The sequence below is a fragment of the Sphingomonas sp. SP4 genome (genome assembly GCF_058313375.1).
Genome location: NZ_JBZFLE010000001.1, coordinates 1,309,103 through 1,327,531 on the forward strand (window position 1 = coordinate 1,309,103; position 18,429 = coordinate 1,327,531).

Below are 18,429 nucleotides of genomic sequence, written 5' to 3' on the forward strand. Positions count from 1 at the left end.
GATGGCGCGCGTACTTCTCATCGTCGGCGGCGGGATTGCCGCATACAAGTCGCTAGAACTCGTTCGCTTGCTCAAGAAGGCAGGTCATTCGGTCACGCCGGTGCTCACGAAGGGCGGAGAGCATTTTGTGACCGCGATGAGCCTCGGGACGTTGGCAGAGAGCGAGGTTCACAACTCGCTTTGGGAGCTGAAGGACGAGGTCGAGATCGGTCATATCCAGCTCAGCCGCTCGGCGGATTTCGTCTTGGTCTGCCCCGCAACGGCCGACCTTCTCGCGAAGATGGCCGCCGGAATTGCCGACGATCTCGCCACCACTCTGTTGCTTGCGACGGACAAGCCAGTTGTGGTCGCTCCCGCGATGAACGTTCGGATGTGGCAGCATGCCGCGACCGGGCGCAATGTCGCTCAACTAAAGGCGGATGGCGTGCGCGTCATCGATCCTGCGGAAGGCGAGATGGCGTGCGGGGAATTTGGCCCCGGTCGCCTGCCTGAGCCGCAAGAAATCCTGGATCAGCTGTCCGACCTTCTCGCGTGACGCTCGCCGGCAAGCACATTCTTGTCACTGCGGGTCCGACGCACGAACCGATCGATCCGGTGCGGGTAATCGCCAATCGCTCGTCAGGGCGACAAGGCTTCGCGATCGCTGCGGCTGCCGCTGAAGCCGGGGCTCGCGTGACGTTGGTAGCCGGTCCAGTATCGTTGGAGACCCCGCCAGGCGTGGATCGCGTGGATGTCGAAACCGCCGAGCAGATGGCCAATGCCGTCATGACGTCATTGCCTGCGGACGGGGCGATCCTCGTTGCAGCGGTAGCCGACTGGCGCGTGGAGCCTTCGCCGACGAAGCTCAAGAAGGGTTCGGGCCCGCCGCAGCTGAAGTTCGTTCCGACGCGCGATATCCTCGCGGAGCTCGGGTCGAGCGCAGCCCGCCCTCGCCTGCTCGTCGGCTTTGCGGCCGAGACCGATCATGTCGTCGACCACGCGGTGAGCAAGCGACACTCCAAACGGGCCGACTGGATCGTCGCGAACGACGTCTCCGGCGATGTGATGGGGGGCCATCGGAATCGGGTCCACCTCATTACCGGCCAAGGCGTCGAAGACTGGCCGGAAGCGAGCAAGGAAGAGGTGGCGCGTCAGCTGATTGCGCGCATTGCCGAAGAGCTAAGCTGAGCCGCAAGTTCGGCAGCGCGGGTCCGCCGGGATTTTGATTTCCCGCCAGCTCAACTTCTCGCCATCGAAAAGGTGAAGCTTGCCAACCGGGTCGGGCCCGACGCCAACCAAGAAATTGATCGCAAGAAGTCCCGCGAAATTGCCGGCGGTGCCGGTGAGCGCACCAAGCACGCCAAGCTCCGCGCAATTGTCGCAGTCGTCACTGTCGAAGGCGTCGCCGACGAAGCACCGATAGCAGGGTTTCGACCGGAAAAGGCCTACCTGCCCCTGGAATTGCACAGCGGCTGCCGAAAGCAGGGGGAGGCCCAGATTCACGCAGGCATCGCTGACCGCAAGTCGCGTCGCAAAATTGTCGCTGCCATCGATGATCAAGTCGTGCCCACCCAGCATCTGGGGCGCGTTACCTGCCACGATCCGAGTCAGGACGGGCGTCGCATTGATGTGCCGATTGAGCCGATGAACGAACTGAAGCGCAAGATCCGCCTTCGAATAACCGATATCGCGCTCACGAAAGAGCGGTTGACGATGGAGGTTGGCGACGTCGACGACATCGTCGTCGATGATCGTGATCTGTCCGACACCGGCGCCCGCAAGCGCCGGAATCACGGCGCTACCGATCCCGCCCGCCCCGATCACCGCAACGCTGGCAGCCTTGAGCTTGCGCTGCCCTACCCCGCCCACTTGGGGCAGAACGATGTGACGAGCGTAGCGCTGGAGTTCTTCGTCGGAGAGAGTCACCGTCCGGTGGAGCCAAAGCCCCCGGCGCCCCGGCTGGTCTCACTAAGCTCCGCGACCTCGCGAAATGCCGCCTTTTGCACCGGTGCCGGTACGAGTTGAGCGATCCGTTCACCCCGGCGTACGTCAAAAGGCTCGGCACCGAGGTTGGCTAGGATCACCTTCACCTCGCCACGATAGTCGTGGTCAATGGTGCCGGGCGTGTTGAGGCAGGTAATGCCGTGCTTGAGCGCAAGGCCTGAGCGTGGGCGCACCTGCACCTCGTAGCCTTCGGGGATGGCGATCGCGAAACCAGTCGCGACCGCGTGACGCTGACCCGGCGCCAGCGTCACATCCTCTGCGGCGACCACGTCTAGCCCAGCGGCGCCATCGGTTGCGTAACTTGGCGCGGGCAAACCATTCCCATGCGCTAACCATTGCAGCTGGATATCGATCATTTCGCTTTCTTCCGTGCGGGCTTGCGGCCGCCTTTTTTCTTGGCTGGCCCCTTCGCCGCGCGCTCATCGATGAGCTTCACCGCTTCTTCCAGTGTCACGGCCTTGGGGTCGGCGCCTTTCGGCAAGGTGGCGTTGGTTGTGCCGTCGGTCACATATGGCCCGTAGCGGCCCTCCATCACCTTGATCTCACCGCCACTCGCTGCGTGAGCGCCGAGTACCGCAATCGGCTCGCGCGATGCGCCGCGTTGGCGACCAGCGCCGGACGCAGCGTCAGCAAGCTTCGCGACGGCCGCGTTCATTCCCGTCTCGAAGACCTCGGCGGTCGATCCGAGCTTCGCATACTTGCCGTCGTGCGCGAGATAGGGACCGTACCGTCCGATGGACGCGGTAATCGGCTTGCCGGTTTCCGGGTGTGCGCCGATCTCGCGAGGGAGAGAAAGCAGGCGTTCCGCCACCTCAGTGTCGACATCTGCGAGCGGCACATCCTTCGGGATCGAAGCGCGCTTGTCGCCGCGCTCGACATAAGGCCCGAAGCGACCGCTCTTTAGCTGGATATCGTTGCCAAGGTCCTGCGGGCCCTCGCTAGATTGCTCGCCCCCTGGCTGACCGAACTTCTGCGTGTAGCGGCAGTCGGGATAGTTCGAGCAGGCCACGAAGGCACCAAACCGTCCGCCTCGAAGCGACAGCCGGCCGTTCCCGCACTGCGGGCATACCCGAGGATCAGAACCGTCCGCCCGAGGCGGATAGAGCCACGGGGCAAGATATTCATCGATCGCAGCCGTGATGTCGGACGGCTTCTGGTCCATGACCTCGCCGGCCTTCGGCTTGAAGTCGCGCCAGAAGGCGTCGAGCAGCTTCTGCCAATCGAGGCGACCGCCCGACACGTCGTCGAGCTCTTCCTCGAGTTCGGCCGTGTAGTCGTAGCTGACGTATCGTTCGAAGAAGCGCTCCAGGAACGCCGTTACCAGACGCCCGCTCTCCTCTGGAATGAAGCGGTTCTTCTCCACCCGAACATATTCGCGGTCCTTCAGCGTCTGAAGCGTCGCGGCATAAGTCGACGGGCGGCCGATCCCCAGCTCTTCCAGCCGCTTCACCAGGCTAGCTTCGGAATAACGTGGTGGCGGCTGAGTGAATGATTGCGTTGCTTCCACACCTGTCTTGGCAGGCACATCGCCGCGGGCAAGCGGCGGCATGCGCGCGCTTTCCTCGTCGTCCGCCTTCTCGTCGCGGCCTTCTTCGTAAAGCGCCAGATAGCCGGGGAAGAGAACGACCTGACCCGTCGCGCGAAGCACCGCGCGCCCCGGTCCATCGCTCAGCTCTACCGTCGTTCGCTCAAGCCGCGCCGACGCCATCTGGCTTGCAAGTGCGCGATTGTAGATCAGCTCGTAAAGCCGGGCGTAATCGCCGGATGCCGCTCGCGATCGGTCGAAGTCCGTCGGTCGGATCGCCTCATGCGCTTCCTGCGCGTTCTTGATCTTGCTTTGATACTGCCGCGGCCGATCCGGCACGTAACCGGCATCGTAGCGGCTCGTGATCGCCCGTCGCGCAGCGCTGACCGCCTCCGGCGCCATGTCGACGCCATCCGTACGCATGTAGGTGATCAGCCCATCCTCATAGAGCCCTTGCGCCACGCGCATCGTGTGGCTCGCCGAGAAGCCCAGCTTCCGCGCGGCCTCCTGCTGCAGTGTCGACGTGGTGAACGGCGGCGGCGGATTCTTTGCGAACGGCTTGGTCTCGGTGGACGAGACAGTGAAGTGCCCCGCTTCCACCACGGCTTTCGCGGCGTCGGCGTCACCCTTGCTCCCGATGGTGAGGCGCTCGATCTTCTTGCCGTCGAGCTGCGCGAGTCGCGCCGTGAAAGCCTGCCCGTCCTTCGCAAACGTGGCCGTAATCGACCAATATTCCTGCGGCTTGAAGACCTCGATCTCTCGCTCGCGGTCAACGATCAAGCGGAGGGCAACCGACTGAACGCGGCCGGCTGACTTTGCGCCCGGAAGCTTGCGCCACAGGATCGGCGAAAGCGTGAAGCCCACGAGATAGTCGAGCGCCCGGCGCGCCTTGTAAGCATCGATGAGATCTTCATCGAGGCCGCGCGGCTTCTGCATCGCCTCGGTCACCGCCGAGTTGGTGATCGCGTTGAAGGTTACACGCTGGACGTCCTTGGGAAGTGCCTTCTTCTGGCGCAGCACCTCCTGAACATGCCAGCTGATCGCCTCGCCCTCACGATCCGGATCGGTGGCGAGAATCAGCGTATCGGCCTTCTTCGCCTCATCGGCGATCGCTTTCAGCTGCTTCGAGCGGTCCGGCGAGACCTGCCACTGCATGTCGAAGCCATGCTCCGGATCGACCGATCCGTCCTTCGGCGGAAGGTCGCGCACGTGTCCGAAGGACGCGAGCACACGGTGCCCGCTCCCGAGATACTTCTCGATGGTCTTTGCCTTGGCCGGCGATTCGACGACGACCAGCTTCATAATTTCCCCTCACGCATACGCGTAAGGTGGGGACTGCGGATTCGCCTCGTCAAGCGGGAGGCGTTGACGTTGTCGGTTCGAGAGTAGAGTTAGCGCCAGTCGAACATGGGTGTCCCATGCTGCTGATCCTGATGATCCTCGCTGCCGAAACTCTTTCCCAGCCCCCGGCACCCGGATTCGCCATCGGATATCAGTTCACCAAGAACGGCAGCTCCATCGTCGAGCAGGTGCCGAGCAGCGAGAATGTCGACAATTGGACGCGGATGCTGACGACGCAACGCTTCGCCGGCGTTGCGCAGCGCACCGACGCCAACGGCTACGTCCAGAGCGTGCTCAGCGGACTGACCGCTGCCTGCCCCGGAGCGAGCGTGGCCTATCGCCGGAATATTGGCTCCAGCCTGCAGGTCCGGGTGGATTGTCCACTCAATCCGAAGACTAGGAAGCCTGAAACATTCTTCCTCAAGGCGATGCCTGGAGCAGCAGACATGCACGTCTCCCAGGTCGCGTTCCGGAGGGTCCCCACTGCTGCAGATGTCGCCTGGGCGGAGAAGTATCTCGCAGCCGTCAAGCTGACCCGCTAAGGCTCACCTTGTTGCCGGCGTGACGATCGAGCCGCCCCGCGAGGTCCAGCTCCAGCAAGGCCATCTGCACTGCGCCTGAGGAAGCGCCCGAGAGCCGGATAATCTCATCGACCGGCACCGGCGAAGGACCCAGCAGCTCTTCGACCACGCCGACTATTTCGTCGTCTCCATTCACCAGCTGCGGCTCTTGCTGGTAGTGAGTCACGCCCGAATGAACTCGGGCCTCAATAGGTCGAATCTCGTCGACGACATCGCGAGCGTTCTGGATCAGCGTCGCGCCATCGCGGATGAGCTGGTTGCAGCCCTGCGCTCGCGAATCGAGCGGCGAGCCCGGTACGGCCATGACCTCGCGCCCGGCCTCCGCCGCAAGCCGGGCAGTGATCAGCGATCCGGACCGCGGCGCGGCCTCGACCACGACCGTGCCAGCGCTGATCCCTGCGATGATGCGATTGCGGTAGGGGAAGTGTCTCGCCCTCGGTTCGGTGCCCGGGGGCATCTCAGCAAGCACGAGACCGCGCTCGTACATGGCGCGCTGCCGCTGTTCATTTTCGGGCGGGTAGAAGATGTCGATCCCGCCGGCGATGACGCCGATCGTCCCGCTCTCGAGAGCACCGTCATGCGCGGCGCTGTCGACGCCTCGGGCAAGGCCGGAAACGACGACGAGATCCTGCTGGCCAAGATCATGAGCTAGTCCGCGCGCAAAGCGGCAGGCCGCCGCTGACGCGTTGCGGGCGCCAACAATCGCCACAGCAGTTCGGTCGAGCAGCTGGAGGTTGCCCTTCGCAACCAGCAGCGGCGGCGCGTCCTCCAACTCGGCGAGGAGGTTAGGATACAGACCCTTTCCCAGCGTGAGGTATCGAGCGCCGAGCTTGTCAACGCGCGCGATTTCACGCTCGGCCTCGCCACGTTCGAAGAGGCGCGGAGCTCTGCCGCCGCCTCGCCGTGCCAAATCAGGCACAGCGTCGATCGCTGCAGCCGCGCTTCCGAAACGGCGCATCAATTGTCGAAAAGTAACGGGTCCGATGCCCGGCGACCTGACCAGCCGAAGCCGATCGACTAAATCATCATTCAAGTCTTTGCTCTCCCAATGCGTGGCTCGGTCCCAGCCTTCAGTCGAAGGATGTTCTCTCGATGCTTCCAGAGGACGAGCACCGCGAAACCGAGCAGCATTGGGAAGAGCGATGAGTGAAGTAAGTAAGCTGAAAGCGGAGCGCTGAGCGCCGCCCCCATCCCAGACACTGACGAGATTCGGATCGTCAGCAGCAGGGCAATCCAGACCAAGGCGTAAGCAAGCGCCGCCATCGGCAGAAGCGGGATTAGGACTCCAAGGAAGGTCGCGACCCCTTTCCCACCTTTGAACTTCAGCCAGACGGGATAAAGGTGACCGATCATCGCTGCAGCGCCCGCTATTGAGCCCGTCTCCGCGCCGAGGAGCCGCTGCGCGAGAAGAACCGCCGCGGTCGCTTTCAGGCAGTCCAAAATCAGGGTCAGGGCGGCAAGCGATTTGCTTCCGGTTCGCAGCACATTGGTTGCGCCGATGTTTCCTGAACCGATCTTCCGCACATCGCCCTTGCCGGCAAGGCGCGTGAGAACCAGCCCGAACGGAATGGACCCGAGCAGGTAGCCAAGCGCCAAAGCAAGGAGCGTCTCACGGGTCATCGGCCGGTTGAGTAGCAAAGTGCCGCAACGGCGCAACTTGCCCGCCTCAATTCTCCACGCCACAGAGTGGCGGTGGACGCGAATGCCCCTATCCTCTTCTTCGATTCCGGCGTCGGCGGCTTGTCGGTGCTCGGTCCGACGCGAGCGCTGCTCCCGAATGCGCCGATCGTTTACGCCGCCGACAGCGCCGGTTTTCCTTACGGCAAGCGGAGCGAAGCAGAGATCGCGAGCCGCGTTCCGGCCTTGTTGGGACGATTGGTCGAGCGCTTCAAGCCACGGCTAGCGGTAATTGCCTGCAACACTGCGTCCACGATTGCGCTCGAACATGTGCGCTCCGCGCTCGACTTGCCGGTGGTAGGCACCGTTCCTGCAATCAAACCCGCCGCCGAGATTTCGAAAACGCGGGTGATCGGCGTTCTCGGCACGCAAGCAACCGTTCGGCAGCCTTACGTCGACGACCTCGCAGCAAAGTTCGCCTCCGATTGCACGATCATCCGCCACGGCTCGCCCGAACTGGTTGAGCTGGCCGAGGCGAAGCTCGCCGGCGAGGACGTAAGCCTTGAGGCAGTGAAAGCCGCGGCCCAACCGATGTTCGATGCGGCAAACGGCAGCCCAATCGACACCGTTGTGCTTGCCTGCACCCACTTCCCCCTGCTCGAGAACGAGCTCCAGGAGTCCTTCCCCGAAGTCACATACGTCGACGGAGGTCCAGGCATTGCGCGGCGCATCGCGTACCTGACCCGCGAGCAGCCTTGGCCGCTGCATCCACAAGACGGGCTAATGATCTTCACAGGCGCGAGTCGAACGCCATCACCGTCGGCCTTGGCCAACTTCGGCATCGGCGACATCGAGACGCTTTGAGCGGCGGCCGATCGCACTCGCACTTGTGGCGTAAGCAGTAGCGCGGCAGGAAAGCGATATGGGTGGAGGGGGTGAACGCCGGAGCTGGGCCGACAGCTGGCTCGCGACTGTCGCCAGCTTCATCGCCGCCATGCTGATTGTCCTTCGCGAGCCAATCCGGAGCGGGTTCGACCGCGGCTTTGGCGACCGCGGCGACGCGCTCATCGCGATCTCGATCCAAGAGCATTGGCGGAACGTGCTGTCAGGCGTCGAAGCCTGGAATCGCACGCTATACTTCCATCCCTATCCAGACGCTCTCGGATACAATGACGGCTACTTGCTGTCGGGGGTGCTCTACAGCGGCTGGCGGATCGTCTCCGATCCGTTGCTCGCCGACACTATGACCGCCTCGACCTGGAAAGCCTTGGGTTTCGCCGCGACCTGGTGGCTTGTCCGTCGTACGCTCAGGTTCCGCGCTGGCATTGCGAGCCTCGCGGCCCTGATCTTCACGATCTCCAACGGCATGTTCGTGCAGGCCGAGCATGCTCAGCTCAACACTATCTCACTTTTGCCAGTGGCGATCATTTTGGCGGTCGAGTGTGGTCGGGCCGAAATCGCCGGAGCGAAGAACCGAGCACGACTTTTCGCTGTCGCGCTGGCCGGCTTGCTGGGAGCCTGGTTGCTGACTGCCTACTACATGGCCTGGTTCACCTTGTGGTTCGCGCTCGTCTTCGCCGTCATCTGGGCATTACTCGAGCGGCCGAGCCCAGGTCGGATGTTGCGAGCACATGGCGTCACGCTAGCGGTCTTCATTGCCGCCTTTGCGCTGGCCGTGGCGCCGTTCCTCTTCCTGTATGCGCCGAAAGTCCATGAGACCGGGGGCCAACACTATCGCGAGGTCCAGCGCTTCCTGATTCTTCCCAGCGATCTGATCAATGTCGGCCCTCAAAACCTGGCATGGGGATGGCTGATAAGGGCGATGCGGCCGCCTGGTCTCGCGATCACTGCCGAAGAGACTTCGTACAACGGCGAACACGAGACCGGCTTTCCGCTCCTTCTTCTGCTGATCGCGTTGATTTCTGCCTATCGTGCCGTAGGTCAGAGGCAACCAACGATCATCCGCGCATTCGCACTGGCGGTGCTCGTCAGTTGGCTCCTCGCCATGCAGCTCGGCGGGAGTTCGGCCTGGAGCGTCGTCCATGCGGTTGTACCGGGGGCCACCGGTCTGCGGGTAGTGCTTCGCTATCAACTCTTCCTGTTGCTGCCCCTGATTTTGATGATCTTGCTAGCGAACCGCGACCGCGTTGCGGGCTTGGTCGAGCGAACGCCCTGGGTCGTGGGCGCGCTTGCGCTACTGCTGGTCTTCGAACAGCTGAATGCCGTGAACAATGCGAGGCTGCCGCGCCGAGCGACCCTCGCCGCCTTTGAGGCAGTCCCTCCACCCCCACCGGCTTGCCTTAGCTTCTACGTGGTCGCCGCGCGGCTCGGCGAGCCGACGTATCGAGGGCCGATGTGGCAGATGCTTTATCCACATAACGTGGACGGAATGCTTCTTGCGGAGCTGTGGAGAGTACCGACGATCAACGGCTTCTCGACTTTCAACCCGCCGGACTGGGCCTTCGGTGATCCCTTTGCTCCCGACTACGATGCTAGAGCAGAAGCCTATGCAAACAGGCACCATTTGACCGGCTTGTGCCGCCTGGACGCCCGTCGGGCTGCGCCATGGAGGCTGGTTCCAGCTCGTGCACGTTGAAGGGAACTCCGAGCGCTTATTTGCGAGTCATTCGCAATGGCCTTCCCTCAGTGTCGCGGTTAAAGGGCGCGCAAGAGAGCTCGCCAGTGGATTATAACCGCATCTTCAAGTCCGCGATCGATCGCCTTCATGAAGAAGGCCGGTATCGCGTGTTCATCGATATCCTGCGCACCAAAGGTGAGTTCCCGAACGCGCATTGCTTCGGCGGCAACGGCCCGAAGCCGATCAGGGTCTGGTGCTCGAACGACTATCTATCGATGGGACAGCATCCCGCTGTCGTCAGCGCGATGGAAAAGGCGCTGCATGAGGTTGGCGCCGGATCTGGCGGCACCCGCAACATTAGCGGCAACACCCATTATCACACGGAACTTGAAGCCGAGTTGGCGAGCCTTCACGGCAAGGAAGGCGCGCTCCTCTTCACCTCCGGCTACGTCTCGAACGAAGCCGCACTATCGACCTTGGGCAAGCTCCTTCCGGGCTGCGTGATTTTCTCTGACGAGCTCAACCACGCATCGATGATCGCTGGCATCAAGAACAGTGGTTGCGCCAAGCGCGTCTTCCGCCACAACGATCTAGAGCATCTCGAAGAGTTACTCGCGGCCGAAGATGCCGAGGCTCCCAAGCTGATCGCATTTGAAAGCGTCTATTCGATGGACGGCGACATAGCCCCCATCGCTGCGATCTGCGACCTCGCCGACAAGTATAATGCCCTTACCTATCTCGATGAGGTCCATGCGGTCGGCATGTACGGGGAGCATGGCGGCGGGATTTCCGAGCGCGACGGCGTTGCTGAGCGACTGACGATCATCGAGGGGACGCTTGGCAAGGCGTTCGGAGTCATGGGCGGCTACATCACGGCCGACCAAATGATCATCGACTGCATCCGCAGCTATGCGCCCGGCTTCATCTTCACGACGTCGCTGTCGCCGGTCTTAGTTGCGGGTGCGCTGGCGAGCGTTCGTCACCTCAAGGAATCGTCGGGAGAACGCCGCGCTCAACAGGAATCGGCGGCGATGCTGAAGGCGAAGTTCACCGCTGCCGGCCTCCCTGCGATGCCGAGCGTCACGCATATCGTTCCGCTGCTCGTCGGATGCCCGGTGAAGGCCAAGCGGATCAGCGATATCCTGCTTGCCGAGTACGGACTCTACGTTCAGCCGATCAATTTCCCGACAGTACCGCGCGGCACTGAGCGCCTGCGCTTCACGCCGGGCCCGAACCATACGGCTGAGATGATGGACGAACTCACCGCAGCGCTCGTCGAGATCTGGAGCCGCGAGGAAATTCGCCTCGCCGCCTGATTAGGCCTTCAACTCCCCTTTTCCTCGGGCTCGAAGTCGTCGCCCAGCGCGTTCCACTTAGCCTTGTCGGCTTGCGCCAAGACGGTGGCCACGTCCTTGCCTTGATCGATCAACGCAATGACCTGCTGAGCATCCTTGTTGGTCTTGCCGTCGCCGCCGCTCGCAACCGGTGCCAGCAGAGTTCGGGCGCGCTTCAGTTCACCCTCGGCAATTAGCGCGCGGGCGACGCGGAGCCGGACGCTGCTATCCTGGGGAACGAGGACGATGGCACGATACAAGCCCTGGGTGGCGGCCGGCGTCGGCTTCTGCCCCGAATGCGTGAAGCTGTCGTAATAGAGAACGAGCGGAAGCGCGTAGTTTGGGTCCTGGCGATTGGCCTTGATGAACCAGGCCCGGGCATTGGCCCAATCCTTCTTCCGAGCATAGACACGGCCCTTGTAGACCATCGCCATCACATTGCCCGGCTCGAGCGCCAGCGTGCGATCGGCGGCAGCCATCGAAGCATCGTTGTTCTTCGCGTCATATTCCGCTTCAGCAAGCGTGCGCTGAACGAAGGGATCCTTTTCGCATCCTGCGGCCGCGACCCTCTCGGCGTCAGCAGCGACGAGGGGTGCAGCCTTCGAGTCCACACCCACTGCGGATCGCAGGCGCGCAGGCATGATCTGGGACTCACAAGGGCGAAGATTGCGAACAGTGATAGCGCCGACAGGCATCTTCTCGGCGGCAACGCGCAGAGACTGAAAGCGACGGGATCGCACGTAGGCGTCGATCTCACCATCGAGCCTGTTGAGGTCACCGAAGGCGGTCTTACCTGCGGTCACCGGATCGGCGCCTCGGGCGATTTGCTGTAGGTACGTCGTGAGCTGACCCGCGCGATCCTTTTTGAGCATGAGCATGTGGATCATCGCCCAACCGCGCGAATACAGATGGGCAACCTCGATGTCGTCGTTCACGCCTTCGCTGGCTGTGAACAGCTCTTTGGCACTCATTTGGTTGGGGTCGCCGAGAGCATAGCCGCGATCGACGGGCAGCTCCCCCAGGATCATGTCGCCGTTCGAATCGAACTTCGCGGTCCCAAAAAACTCAGCGAAGCCTTCCGTGATCCAGTCCGGGTAGCTGGTATCGGTGCTGCTGAGCAGGATGTGGTGCGTATATTCGTGGAACAGCACCTGCCTGGGAGTGAACTGCCACGAATCGACGCCCGTGCTGCGGGGAACAACAGCGATGAAGCTCTGGGCGGTACCGTTGTAGAAGCCCCCGACGCTGGAGTTCTTCGCAAGCTTCTGCACGCTGGCCATCGACGGAACGACGAAGACCGTGACTCGCGAGGAAGGCGTGCTCTCTGCCTCCGGCGTGTTGGTAACGACCCTCAGAACGCGATCGAGACGCTCCAGCTGGCCTGCCCAACCGCTTGCTTCCTGTGGAGACATATCGCCGATCACGACGAAATGCCGGCTGCTCGCCTCAACATAGCCGGCGTGTGCCGGCACGGCGGTCATCACGGACACAGCGGCGCCCGCCGCAAGAAAAGCCCTTCGAATCATGCGCATACCCCTCCGATTGAACGCAGCGTAAACGGCCCTTCGAACATGGCAAGCGGAAGGGCGGTGGCGCGGCGCCGGGATGGCGGCTAGGAAGGTCTCATGCGCATTGCACTCGCCGCCGATCATGCCGGTTATGTACTGAAGGACGAGCTTGCCCGTTGGCTCTCGGAACAAGGTCACGAGATCACCGATCTCGGGACGAACGGTCCGGAAAGCGTCGATTATCCGGAATATGGCGCGAAGCTCGCGATGGAAGTTGCCTTGGGCAATGCTGAGCGCGGAATCGCCGTCTGCGGATCCGGGATCGGCATCTCGATCGCGGTGAACCGCAACCTCGAGTGCCGCTGCGCCAGGGTCGACGACCCGCTTTCGGCGCAGCTCGCCCGCGAGCATAACGACGCCAACGTGATCGCGCTTGGCGCGCGGCTCGTTGGCAGCGACATGGCCAAGGCTTGCGTCGCCGCCTTCCTCGACACCGAATTCGCCGGCGGGCGTCACCAACGCCGCGTCGATTTACTCTCCAAGGAACTGCAGGACAGCGATTGATGGCCACCGCCGCCGACCTCGAACCGAACCAGACGTCAGAGAACTATCGGGTACCGCAAGGGTTCTTCACTAGCGGCCTGTCCGAGAAGGACAGCGCGGTTGAGGACGGCATCCGTGCAGAGCTTCTGCGCGAGCAAACGCAGATCGAGCTCATTGCGTCTGAGAATATCGTCAGCAAGGCGGTGCTCGAGGCGCAGGGGTCGGTCCTCACCAACAAGTACGCCGAGGGCTACCCGGGCCGTCGCTACTATCAGGGCTGCGCGCCGTCAGACACGGTCGAGACGCTTGCCATTGAGCGTGCGAAGAAGCTGTTCGGCTGCCAGTTCGCCAACGTCCAGCCGCACTCCGGCGCTCAGGCCAATGGCGCTGTGATGATGGCGCTTCTCAAGCCGGGCGACACGATCATGGGTCTCAGCCTCGCTGCAGGTGGGCATCTGACGCATGGCGCACCGCCCGCTCAGTCGGGCAAATGGTTCAAGGCGATCCAGTATGGTGTTCGTCAGGACGATCATCTCGTCGACTTCGACGAAGTCGAGCGCCTCGCGAAAGAGCATCGGCCGAAGATGATCATTGCGGGCGGATCGGCCTATCCACGCCATTTCGACTTTAAACGCTTCCGCGCGATCTGCGACGAAGTCGGTGCGCTTCTCATGGTCGACATGGCTCACTTCGCCGGGTTGGTGGCGGCAGGCGAGCATCCCACGCCGTTCGGAATCGCGGATGTCGTCACGACAACGACCCACAAGACGCTGCGCGGCCCGCGTGGAGGTATGGTCCTGACCGATGACGAAGCGATCGCGAAGAAGATCAATTCGGCAGTCTTCCCAGGCCTTCAGGGCGGTCCGCTGATGCACGTCATCGCGGCCAAGGCAGTAGCCTTCGGCGAGGCCCTACAGCCCGAGTTCAAGACCTACGCCAAGGCAGTCATTGCCAACGCCCAGACGCTTGCCAACCGCCTAAAGGAGCGTGGTGCCGACCTCGTCGCTGGCGGCACGGATACGCACCTCGCGTTGGTCGACCTTCGTCCGCTTGGCCTGACCGGCAAGGATGCCGACGAGAGCCTCGAGCGTGCGGGCATCACCTGCAACAAGAACGGCGTACCCTTCGATCCGCTTCCGCCCGTCCAGACCAGCGGCATCCGCGTCGGATCACCTGCGGGAACGACCCGCGGCTTCGGCGAGGCCGAGTTCCGCGATATCGCCGACATGGTCGCCGATGTGCTTGACGGCCTGAAGTCGAACGGGCTCGAGAACAATGGTGACGTCGAGCGCGGCGTGAATGAGCGCGTGCGTGAACTTTGCGCGCGCTTCCCCATCTATCCGGGATGAGGTTCGCTTAACGCATGCGCTGCCCCTTCTGCGCGCACGAAGACAGTCAGGTGAAGGACAGCCGCCCCAGCGAGGATGGGGCTGCGATCCGGCGCCGCCGCCAATGCGAGGCGTGCGGCGCGCGCTTCACTACCTTCGAGCGAGTTCAGCTCCGCGACCTCACGGTCGTCAAGAAAGACGGCAAGCGCGAACCCTTCGACCGGGACAAGCTCGCACGCGCCATCGGCCACGCCTGCCGCAAGCGCGACATCGATCCCACAAAGATCGACCGGCTGGTCAGCGGCATCCAGCGCCAGATGGAAACGCTCGGCGATGAGGTGAAGACGGCTAAGATCGGCGAAGCGGTCATGGCCGGCCTCAAGTCGCTGGACCACGTCGCCTACATCCGGTTCGCGAGCATTTATAAGGACTTCAGCGATCCCGGCGACTTCGCTGAGATTGCAGAGCGCGTCGAGAAAGAGGCCACGCCCCCAGGCCACGACAAGTTGCTGTGACCAGCACCAACAAGCCGGTCATCGTACTCGTCCGTCCGCAGCTTGGTCAGAATATCGGCAAGGCGGCTCGGGCGATGCTCAACTTCGGCCTGACCGAAATGCGGCTAGTCGCGCCTCGCGACGGCTGGCCGAACCCTGACGCCGGCCCATCGGCCAGCGGTGCCGACGTGGTGCTTGAGCAGGCTCAAGTCTTCGACACCGTGCAAGACGCCATTGCGGACTGCTCGTCGGTCTTTGCCTCTACGGTCAGGCGTCGCGACCTCGTTATGCCGGTGATTGGCCCACAGGAACTGGCCGATCGGATCGCCGCGTCCGGCGAGCGGAGCGCCATTCTGTTCGGCCCAGAGCGCTCGGGTCTCGAAACGGAAGATGTCGCGCTCGCCAACGCGATCGTCACCGTCCCCATCAATCCGGGGTTCGGGTCGCTGAATCTGGCGCAGGCCGTGATCCTGCTGGCCTACGAATGGTCGAAGCGAAGCGAGCTGGCTCAGCCGACCGCCAAGGAGCTGGAAGAACCTGCTCCGCATGGCGAGCTCGACGGGCTCATTGCTCAGCTCGACGAGGAACTGGACGTCAAAGGCTACTACCATCCGCCGTCGCGCACCCAGGCCACCAAGAACACGATCCGCACCATCTTCACTAAGACCGGCTGGTCCTCACGCGAGGTGAAGGCGGTTCGCGGCATCATCCGCGCTCTCGTCGGACCGGCGCGAAACCGGCCGAAAACTTGACCTTACGGCTTCCCGCCTCTAGGTGCGCCGCTCGCAATTGATCCCGCATGCCCGGTGAAGCGGTGATCGCGCCAAGCGCCAAGGCTTGGCGGTGCGGTCCCGGGCACCTGTAAGAAGCGAATTGGAGAATGACACGTGACGAAGCGCACCAGCGCCAAATATAAGCTCGACCGCCGCATGGGCGAGAACGTCTTCGGACGTCCTAAGAGCCCGGTGAACCGCCGCGAATACGGCCCCGGTCAGCACGGCCAGCGCCGCAAGGGCAAGCTCAGCGACTATGGTATTCAGCTCCGCGCCAAGCAGAAGCTGAAGGGCTATTACGGCGACATCACCGAGAAGCAGTTCAAGAAGCAGTATATCGACGCCAGCCGCATGAAGGGCGACGCGTCGCAGAACCTCATCGGCCTGCTCGAGCGCCGTCTCGACATGGTTGTCTATCGCGCGAAGTTCGCGCCGACGATCTGGGCGGCCCGTCAGCTGGTCAGCCACGGCCACATTCGCGTCAACGGCGTGAAGTGCAACATCGCTAGCCGCCGCGTCGATGTCGGTGACATCATCGAGCTGGGCCCCAAGGCGCAGGAAATGGCGCTCGTCATCGAAGCCCAGAGCCTCGCCGAGCGCGATGTGCCCGATTACGTCGCTCCGGACGGCAACACGAAGGTGAGCTTCACCCGCGTGCCGAAGCTCGACGAGGTCCCGTACCCCGTCCGCATGGAACCGAACCTCGTGATCGAGTTCTACTCGCGCTGATCGATCGATCAGCTCGGACAACGAGGGCGGCCTTCACGGCCGCCCTTTTTGTTTTCAGTGGCCGATGGTCCGATCGAGAAGCTCGCCCGCTTTGGTCAGCATCCCGATGCGAGCAGTGCTGTCGTCGAGTTGGTGATCCAGGCCTTCGAAGGTCAGCATATCGACTGGAGTGCCGCCTTTTCTCAGCGCGCCCAACATCGCCTCACTCTCGTGGATGCTGACGTTCGCATCCATGTCGCCGTGGACCAGCAGAACAGGTACCTTAATCCGGCTGGCCTGTTGAAGCGGTGAACCGTCGACGAGGTGCGGGCCTTTGCCGATGATCCGCTTCACGATGTCGGCATTGGTGAACCCTTCCGCCTCCCGCTCGGCCATCCCAAAGTCGGTCAAAGGCGCAATTGCGACAGCCGCCTTGTAAAGGTTCGGCTCAGTAGCGGCGGACTGCAATGCGGCATATCCACCATACGACCAGCCCATGATAGCTAGCCGGTTGGGGTCGGCAATTCCCTTTGCCACAAGGTATTTGGCGGCCGCTGTCACGTCGCCGATCGACGTTCGCCAGTTCTGAAAGCCGTTCTTGTTCAGCCACGCATCGCCATAACCGTCGGACCCCCGAAACTCAGGCTGGATCACCGCATAACCGCGTGCAGCGAGGAACTGAACCATCCAGTCGAATCCCCACTCGTCGCGGGCACTCGGCCCACCGTGTGGAAGGACGACGGCGGGTAGGTTCTTGCCGTCACTTCCCGGTGGCAGCGTCAAATACGCAGGAACCATCACTCCATCTGCTGCCGGGAGCTCGATCGGCTGCATCGTGGCGAGCTTCCTACCTTCGAGCTCAGGCCGGATTGGTCCAACCTCCAGCAGGGAGTGCGTCGGACGCGAGTAGATGTAGAAGTTCCCTGGGTTGTTGTCCGCCGAAGCGAGGATCAGCAGCTGCTGTCCGTCGCTGCTGGCTCCTTCGAAATCGATGCTTGATCCTTTGAGCGCAGCTTCCAGTGAGTTGTGAAGCTTTTCGAACTCGGTGTCGAAATAGACGACCTCGCGCCGCTGGTCGGCAAAGGTGTATCCGATGACTCGCTGTCCACGGCCGATCCGTACGACATTGTCGATGTCGACCCGATCGTTCTTCGCGATTAGCGTCTGAGCTTTACTACCGTCGAGCGCGATCTGCACGAGAGCATCGCGCCCGTTCATTCGCTGCAGTGCGAACAACGCGTTGCGCTCTGCGTCAATCGCAAGTGGCTGGATGCCCTGACGCGACACTCCATCGAATTGGCCGAGATCGACCCAATCTCTCCGGCCCGGTAGCCGATACTTATAGGTACTCAGACCACTGATCATCCCGGTCATGGAATTGTAATCGGCGAAGGACACGAGCCGAACGTTGCCACGACCGTCCGTTATATATTCGTCTGCTCCGGACCTTGGGGGCTCCACCGAGCTGAACTTCCCGCTTTCCGTGTCGAGAAGATCGACTCCAAGGCCCTCCTTGGTCCTGCTCATCAGATGGCCCGTGGTTCCGACTTCGGGCACATACTGGCGCTGCATGAGGAGTTTGCCTTCCGATGCCGTCATCCAGTCGATGACGTCGGCGTCTCTCTGCAGAAGGCCTGCTGCACGGTCGCTTTCGCGCTGGCCTAGCTGACGGAGATTCTTCCCGTCGGCATTCACCACGAACATCCGCGAAAAGCCGACGATATCGCTACCCACGTGGTCCAGCCCCCCGTATCGGCAAACCACATGCTCGTCCCCGGCAAAGCCGCAGGAATAGAGTTTTACCTGCTTTCCATCGCTATCGATAAGCCGGGTCACCTTCGATGTGGTCACATCGACGACGTTGGCTGTAACCACCGCACCGTCTCCGGATGCAAGCATTACGACCTTTTTGCCGCTCGGACTGATATCCACCTGCCTCAGCAGCTCCCGCGTCCCGAATGCTTTCGCATCTTCCGCGATCGAATGCGCCGCCTGCGCGGCTGCTGAAGACGCACTTGCCAACAACGCGACTGCAGCCGCGCCACCGAACAACTTACTTTTCAAGAATTTACTCCCCCAACTCGTTCCCCGAGACGTGCAGAATTTCGCACAATAT

Annotated in this window: 16 protein-coding genes and 1 pseudogene; 10 read left to right on the forward strand and 7 right to left on the reverse strand. The window is 62.5% G+C overall.

The window, feature by feature from the left end; translation table 11 throughout:
- Position 1 precedes the first annotated feature (1 nt).
- Positions 2-1,167: pseudogene (gene coaBC, locus AC4GYV_RS06635) on the forward strand (bifunctional phosphopantothenoylcysteine decarboxylase/phosphopantothenate--cysteine ligase CoaBC).
- Here the strand turns inward: coaBC and AC4GYV_RS06640 are convergent.
- The 3 genes from AC4GYV_RS06640 to topA are packed head-to-tail and all read right to left on the reverse strand — an operon-like array spanning position 1,159 to position 4,810.
- On the reverse strand, positions 1,159-1,905 hold the full coding sequence (locus tag AC4GYV_RS06640; protein WP_491099862.1) for a HesA/MoeB/ThiF family protein: 747 nt from the start codon (positions 1,903-1,905) through the stop codon (positions 1,159-1,161). The pseudogene coaBC and the gene AC4GYV_RS06640 overlap by 9 nt on opposite strands.
- Complete coding sequence (gene dut, locus AC4GYV_RS06645) at positions 1,902-2,339, reverse strand: dUTP diphosphatase (protein WP_491099863.1); 438 nt, start codon at positions 2,337-2,339, stop codon at positions 1,902-1,904. Before dut ends, AC4GYV_RS06640 begins: the two co-directional genes overlap by 4 nt.
- Positions 2,336-4,810 carry a type I DNA topoisomerase gene (topA, locus tag AC4GYV_RS06650; RefSeq protein WP_491099864.1) on the reverse strand — a complete coding sequence of 825 codons (2,475 nt, stop codon included), beginning with the start codon at positions 4,808-4,810 and terminating at the stop codon, positions 2,336-2,338. Before topA ends, dut begins: the two co-directional genes overlap by 4 nt.
- A 116-nt stretch (positions 4,811-4,926) precedes the next feature.
- On the opposite strand from topA, the gene AC4GYV_RS06655 reads away from it, so the two are divergent.
- Positions 4,927-5,391: a hypothetical protein gene (locus AC4GYV_RS06655; RefSeq protein WP_491099865.1), complete on the forward strand. Its 465-nt coding sequence runs from the start codon at positions 4,927-4,929 to the stop codon at positions 5,389-5,391.
- Here AC4GYV_RS06655 and dprA read toward each other — a convergent pair.
- The gene (dprA, locus tag AC4GYV_RS06660) at positions 5,375-6,463 is read right to left on the reverse strand and encodes a DNA-processing protein DprA (RefSeq protein ID WP_491099866.1); all 1,089 of its coding nucleotides are present in this window, start codon (positions 6,461-6,463) and stop codon (positions 5,375-5,377) included. The genes AC4GYV_RS06655 and dprA overlap by 17 nt on opposite strands.
- A complete protein-coding gene (gene plsY / locus AC4GYV_RS06665; RefSeq protein WP_491099867.1) occupies positions 6,460-7,050 on the reverse strand; it encodes a glycerol-3-phosphate 1-O-acyltransferase PlsY in 591 nt (196 codons plus the stop codon). Before plsY ends, dprA begins: the two co-directional genes overlap by 4 nt.
- Positions 7,051-7,116: 66 nt before the next feature.
- Here plsY and murI point away from each other — a divergent pair, with 66 nt between their 5' ends.
- From murI to hemA, 3 genes are all read left to right on the forward strand, one after another.
- Positions 7,117-7,911: a glutamate racemase gene (murI, locus tag AC4GYV_RS06670; RefSeq protein ID WP_491099868.1), complete on the forward strand. Its 795-nt coding sequence runs from the start codon at positions 7,117-7,119 to the stop codon at positions 7,909-7,911.
- 58 nt (positions 7,912-7,969) lie between these two features.
- Positions 7,970-9,643 (forward strand): hypothetical protein, encoded by a 1,674-nt coding sequence (locus AC4GYV_RS06675; protein WP_491099869.1) that lies wholly within the window; start codon positions 7,970-7,972, stop codon positions 9,641-9,643.
- An 86-nt stretch (positions 9,644-9,729) separates the two neighbouring features.
- A complete protein-coding gene (gene hemA / locus AC4GYV_RS06680; RefSeq protein ID WP_491099870.1) occupies positions 9,730-10,941 on the forward strand; it encodes a 5-aminolevulinate synthase in 1,212 nt (403 codons plus the stop codon).
- An 8-nt stretch (positions 10,942-10,949) separates the two neighbouring features.
- Here the strand turns inward: hemA and AC4GYV_RS06685 are convergent, their stop codons facing one another.
- Positions 10,950-12,485, reverse strand: coding sequence for a hypothetical protein (locus AC4GYV_RS06685; protein ID WP_491099871.1), 1,536 nt, complete (start codon positions 12,483-12,485; stop codon positions 10,950-10,952).
- A gap of 99 nt (positions 12,486-12,584) precedes the next feature.
- Between AC4GYV_RS06685 and rpiB the strand changes: the two genes are divergently transcribed.
- From rpiB to rpsD, 5 genes are all read left to right on the forward strand, one after another.
- Complete coding sequence (rpiB, locus tag AC4GYV_RS06690) at positions 12,585-13,031, forward strand: ribose 5-phosphate isomerase B (protein WP_491099872.1); 447 nt, start codon at positions 12,585-12,587, stop codon at positions 13,029-13,031.
- Positions 13,031-14,359 (forward strand): serine hydroxymethyltransferase, encoded by a 1,329-nt coding sequence (gene glyA / locus AC4GYV_RS06695; protein ID WP_491099873.1) that lies wholly within the window; start codon positions 13,031-13,033, stop codon positions 14,357-14,359. Before rpiB ends, glyA begins: the two co-directional genes overlap by 1 nt.
- A 14-nt stretch (positions 14,360-14,373) precedes the next feature.
- A complete protein-coding gene (nrdR, locus tag AC4GYV_RS06700) occupies positions 14,374-14,853 on the forward strand; it encodes a transcriptional regulator NrdR (protein WP_491099874.1) in 480 nt (159 codons plus the stop codon).
- Positions 14,850-15,584 (forward strand): RNA methyltransferase, encoded by a 735-nt coding sequence (locus tag AC4GYV_RS06705; RefSeq protein ID WP_491099875.1) that lies wholly within the window; start codon positions 14,850-14,852, stop codon positions 15,582-15,584. Before nrdR ends, AC4GYV_RS06705 begins: the two co-directional genes overlap by 4 nt.
- A 135-nt stretch (positions 15,585-15,719) precedes the next feature.
- A complete protein-coding gene (gene rpsD, locus AC4GYV_RS06710; RefSeq protein ID WP_491099876.1) occupies positions 15,720-16,334 on the forward strand; it encodes a 30S ribosomal protein S4 in 615 nt (204 codons plus the stop codon).
- Between the two features lie 54 nt (positions 16,335-16,388).
- On the opposite strand, the gene AC4GYV_RS06715 is transcribed toward rpsD, so the two are convergent.
- Positions 16,389-18,377 (reverse strand): alpha/beta hydrolase family protein, encoded by a 1,989-nt coding sequence (locus AC4GYV_RS06715; protein ID WP_491099877.1) that lies wholly within the window; start codon positions 18,375-18,377, stop codon positions 16,389-16,391.
- Positions 18,378-18,429 lie beyond the last annotated feature (52 nt).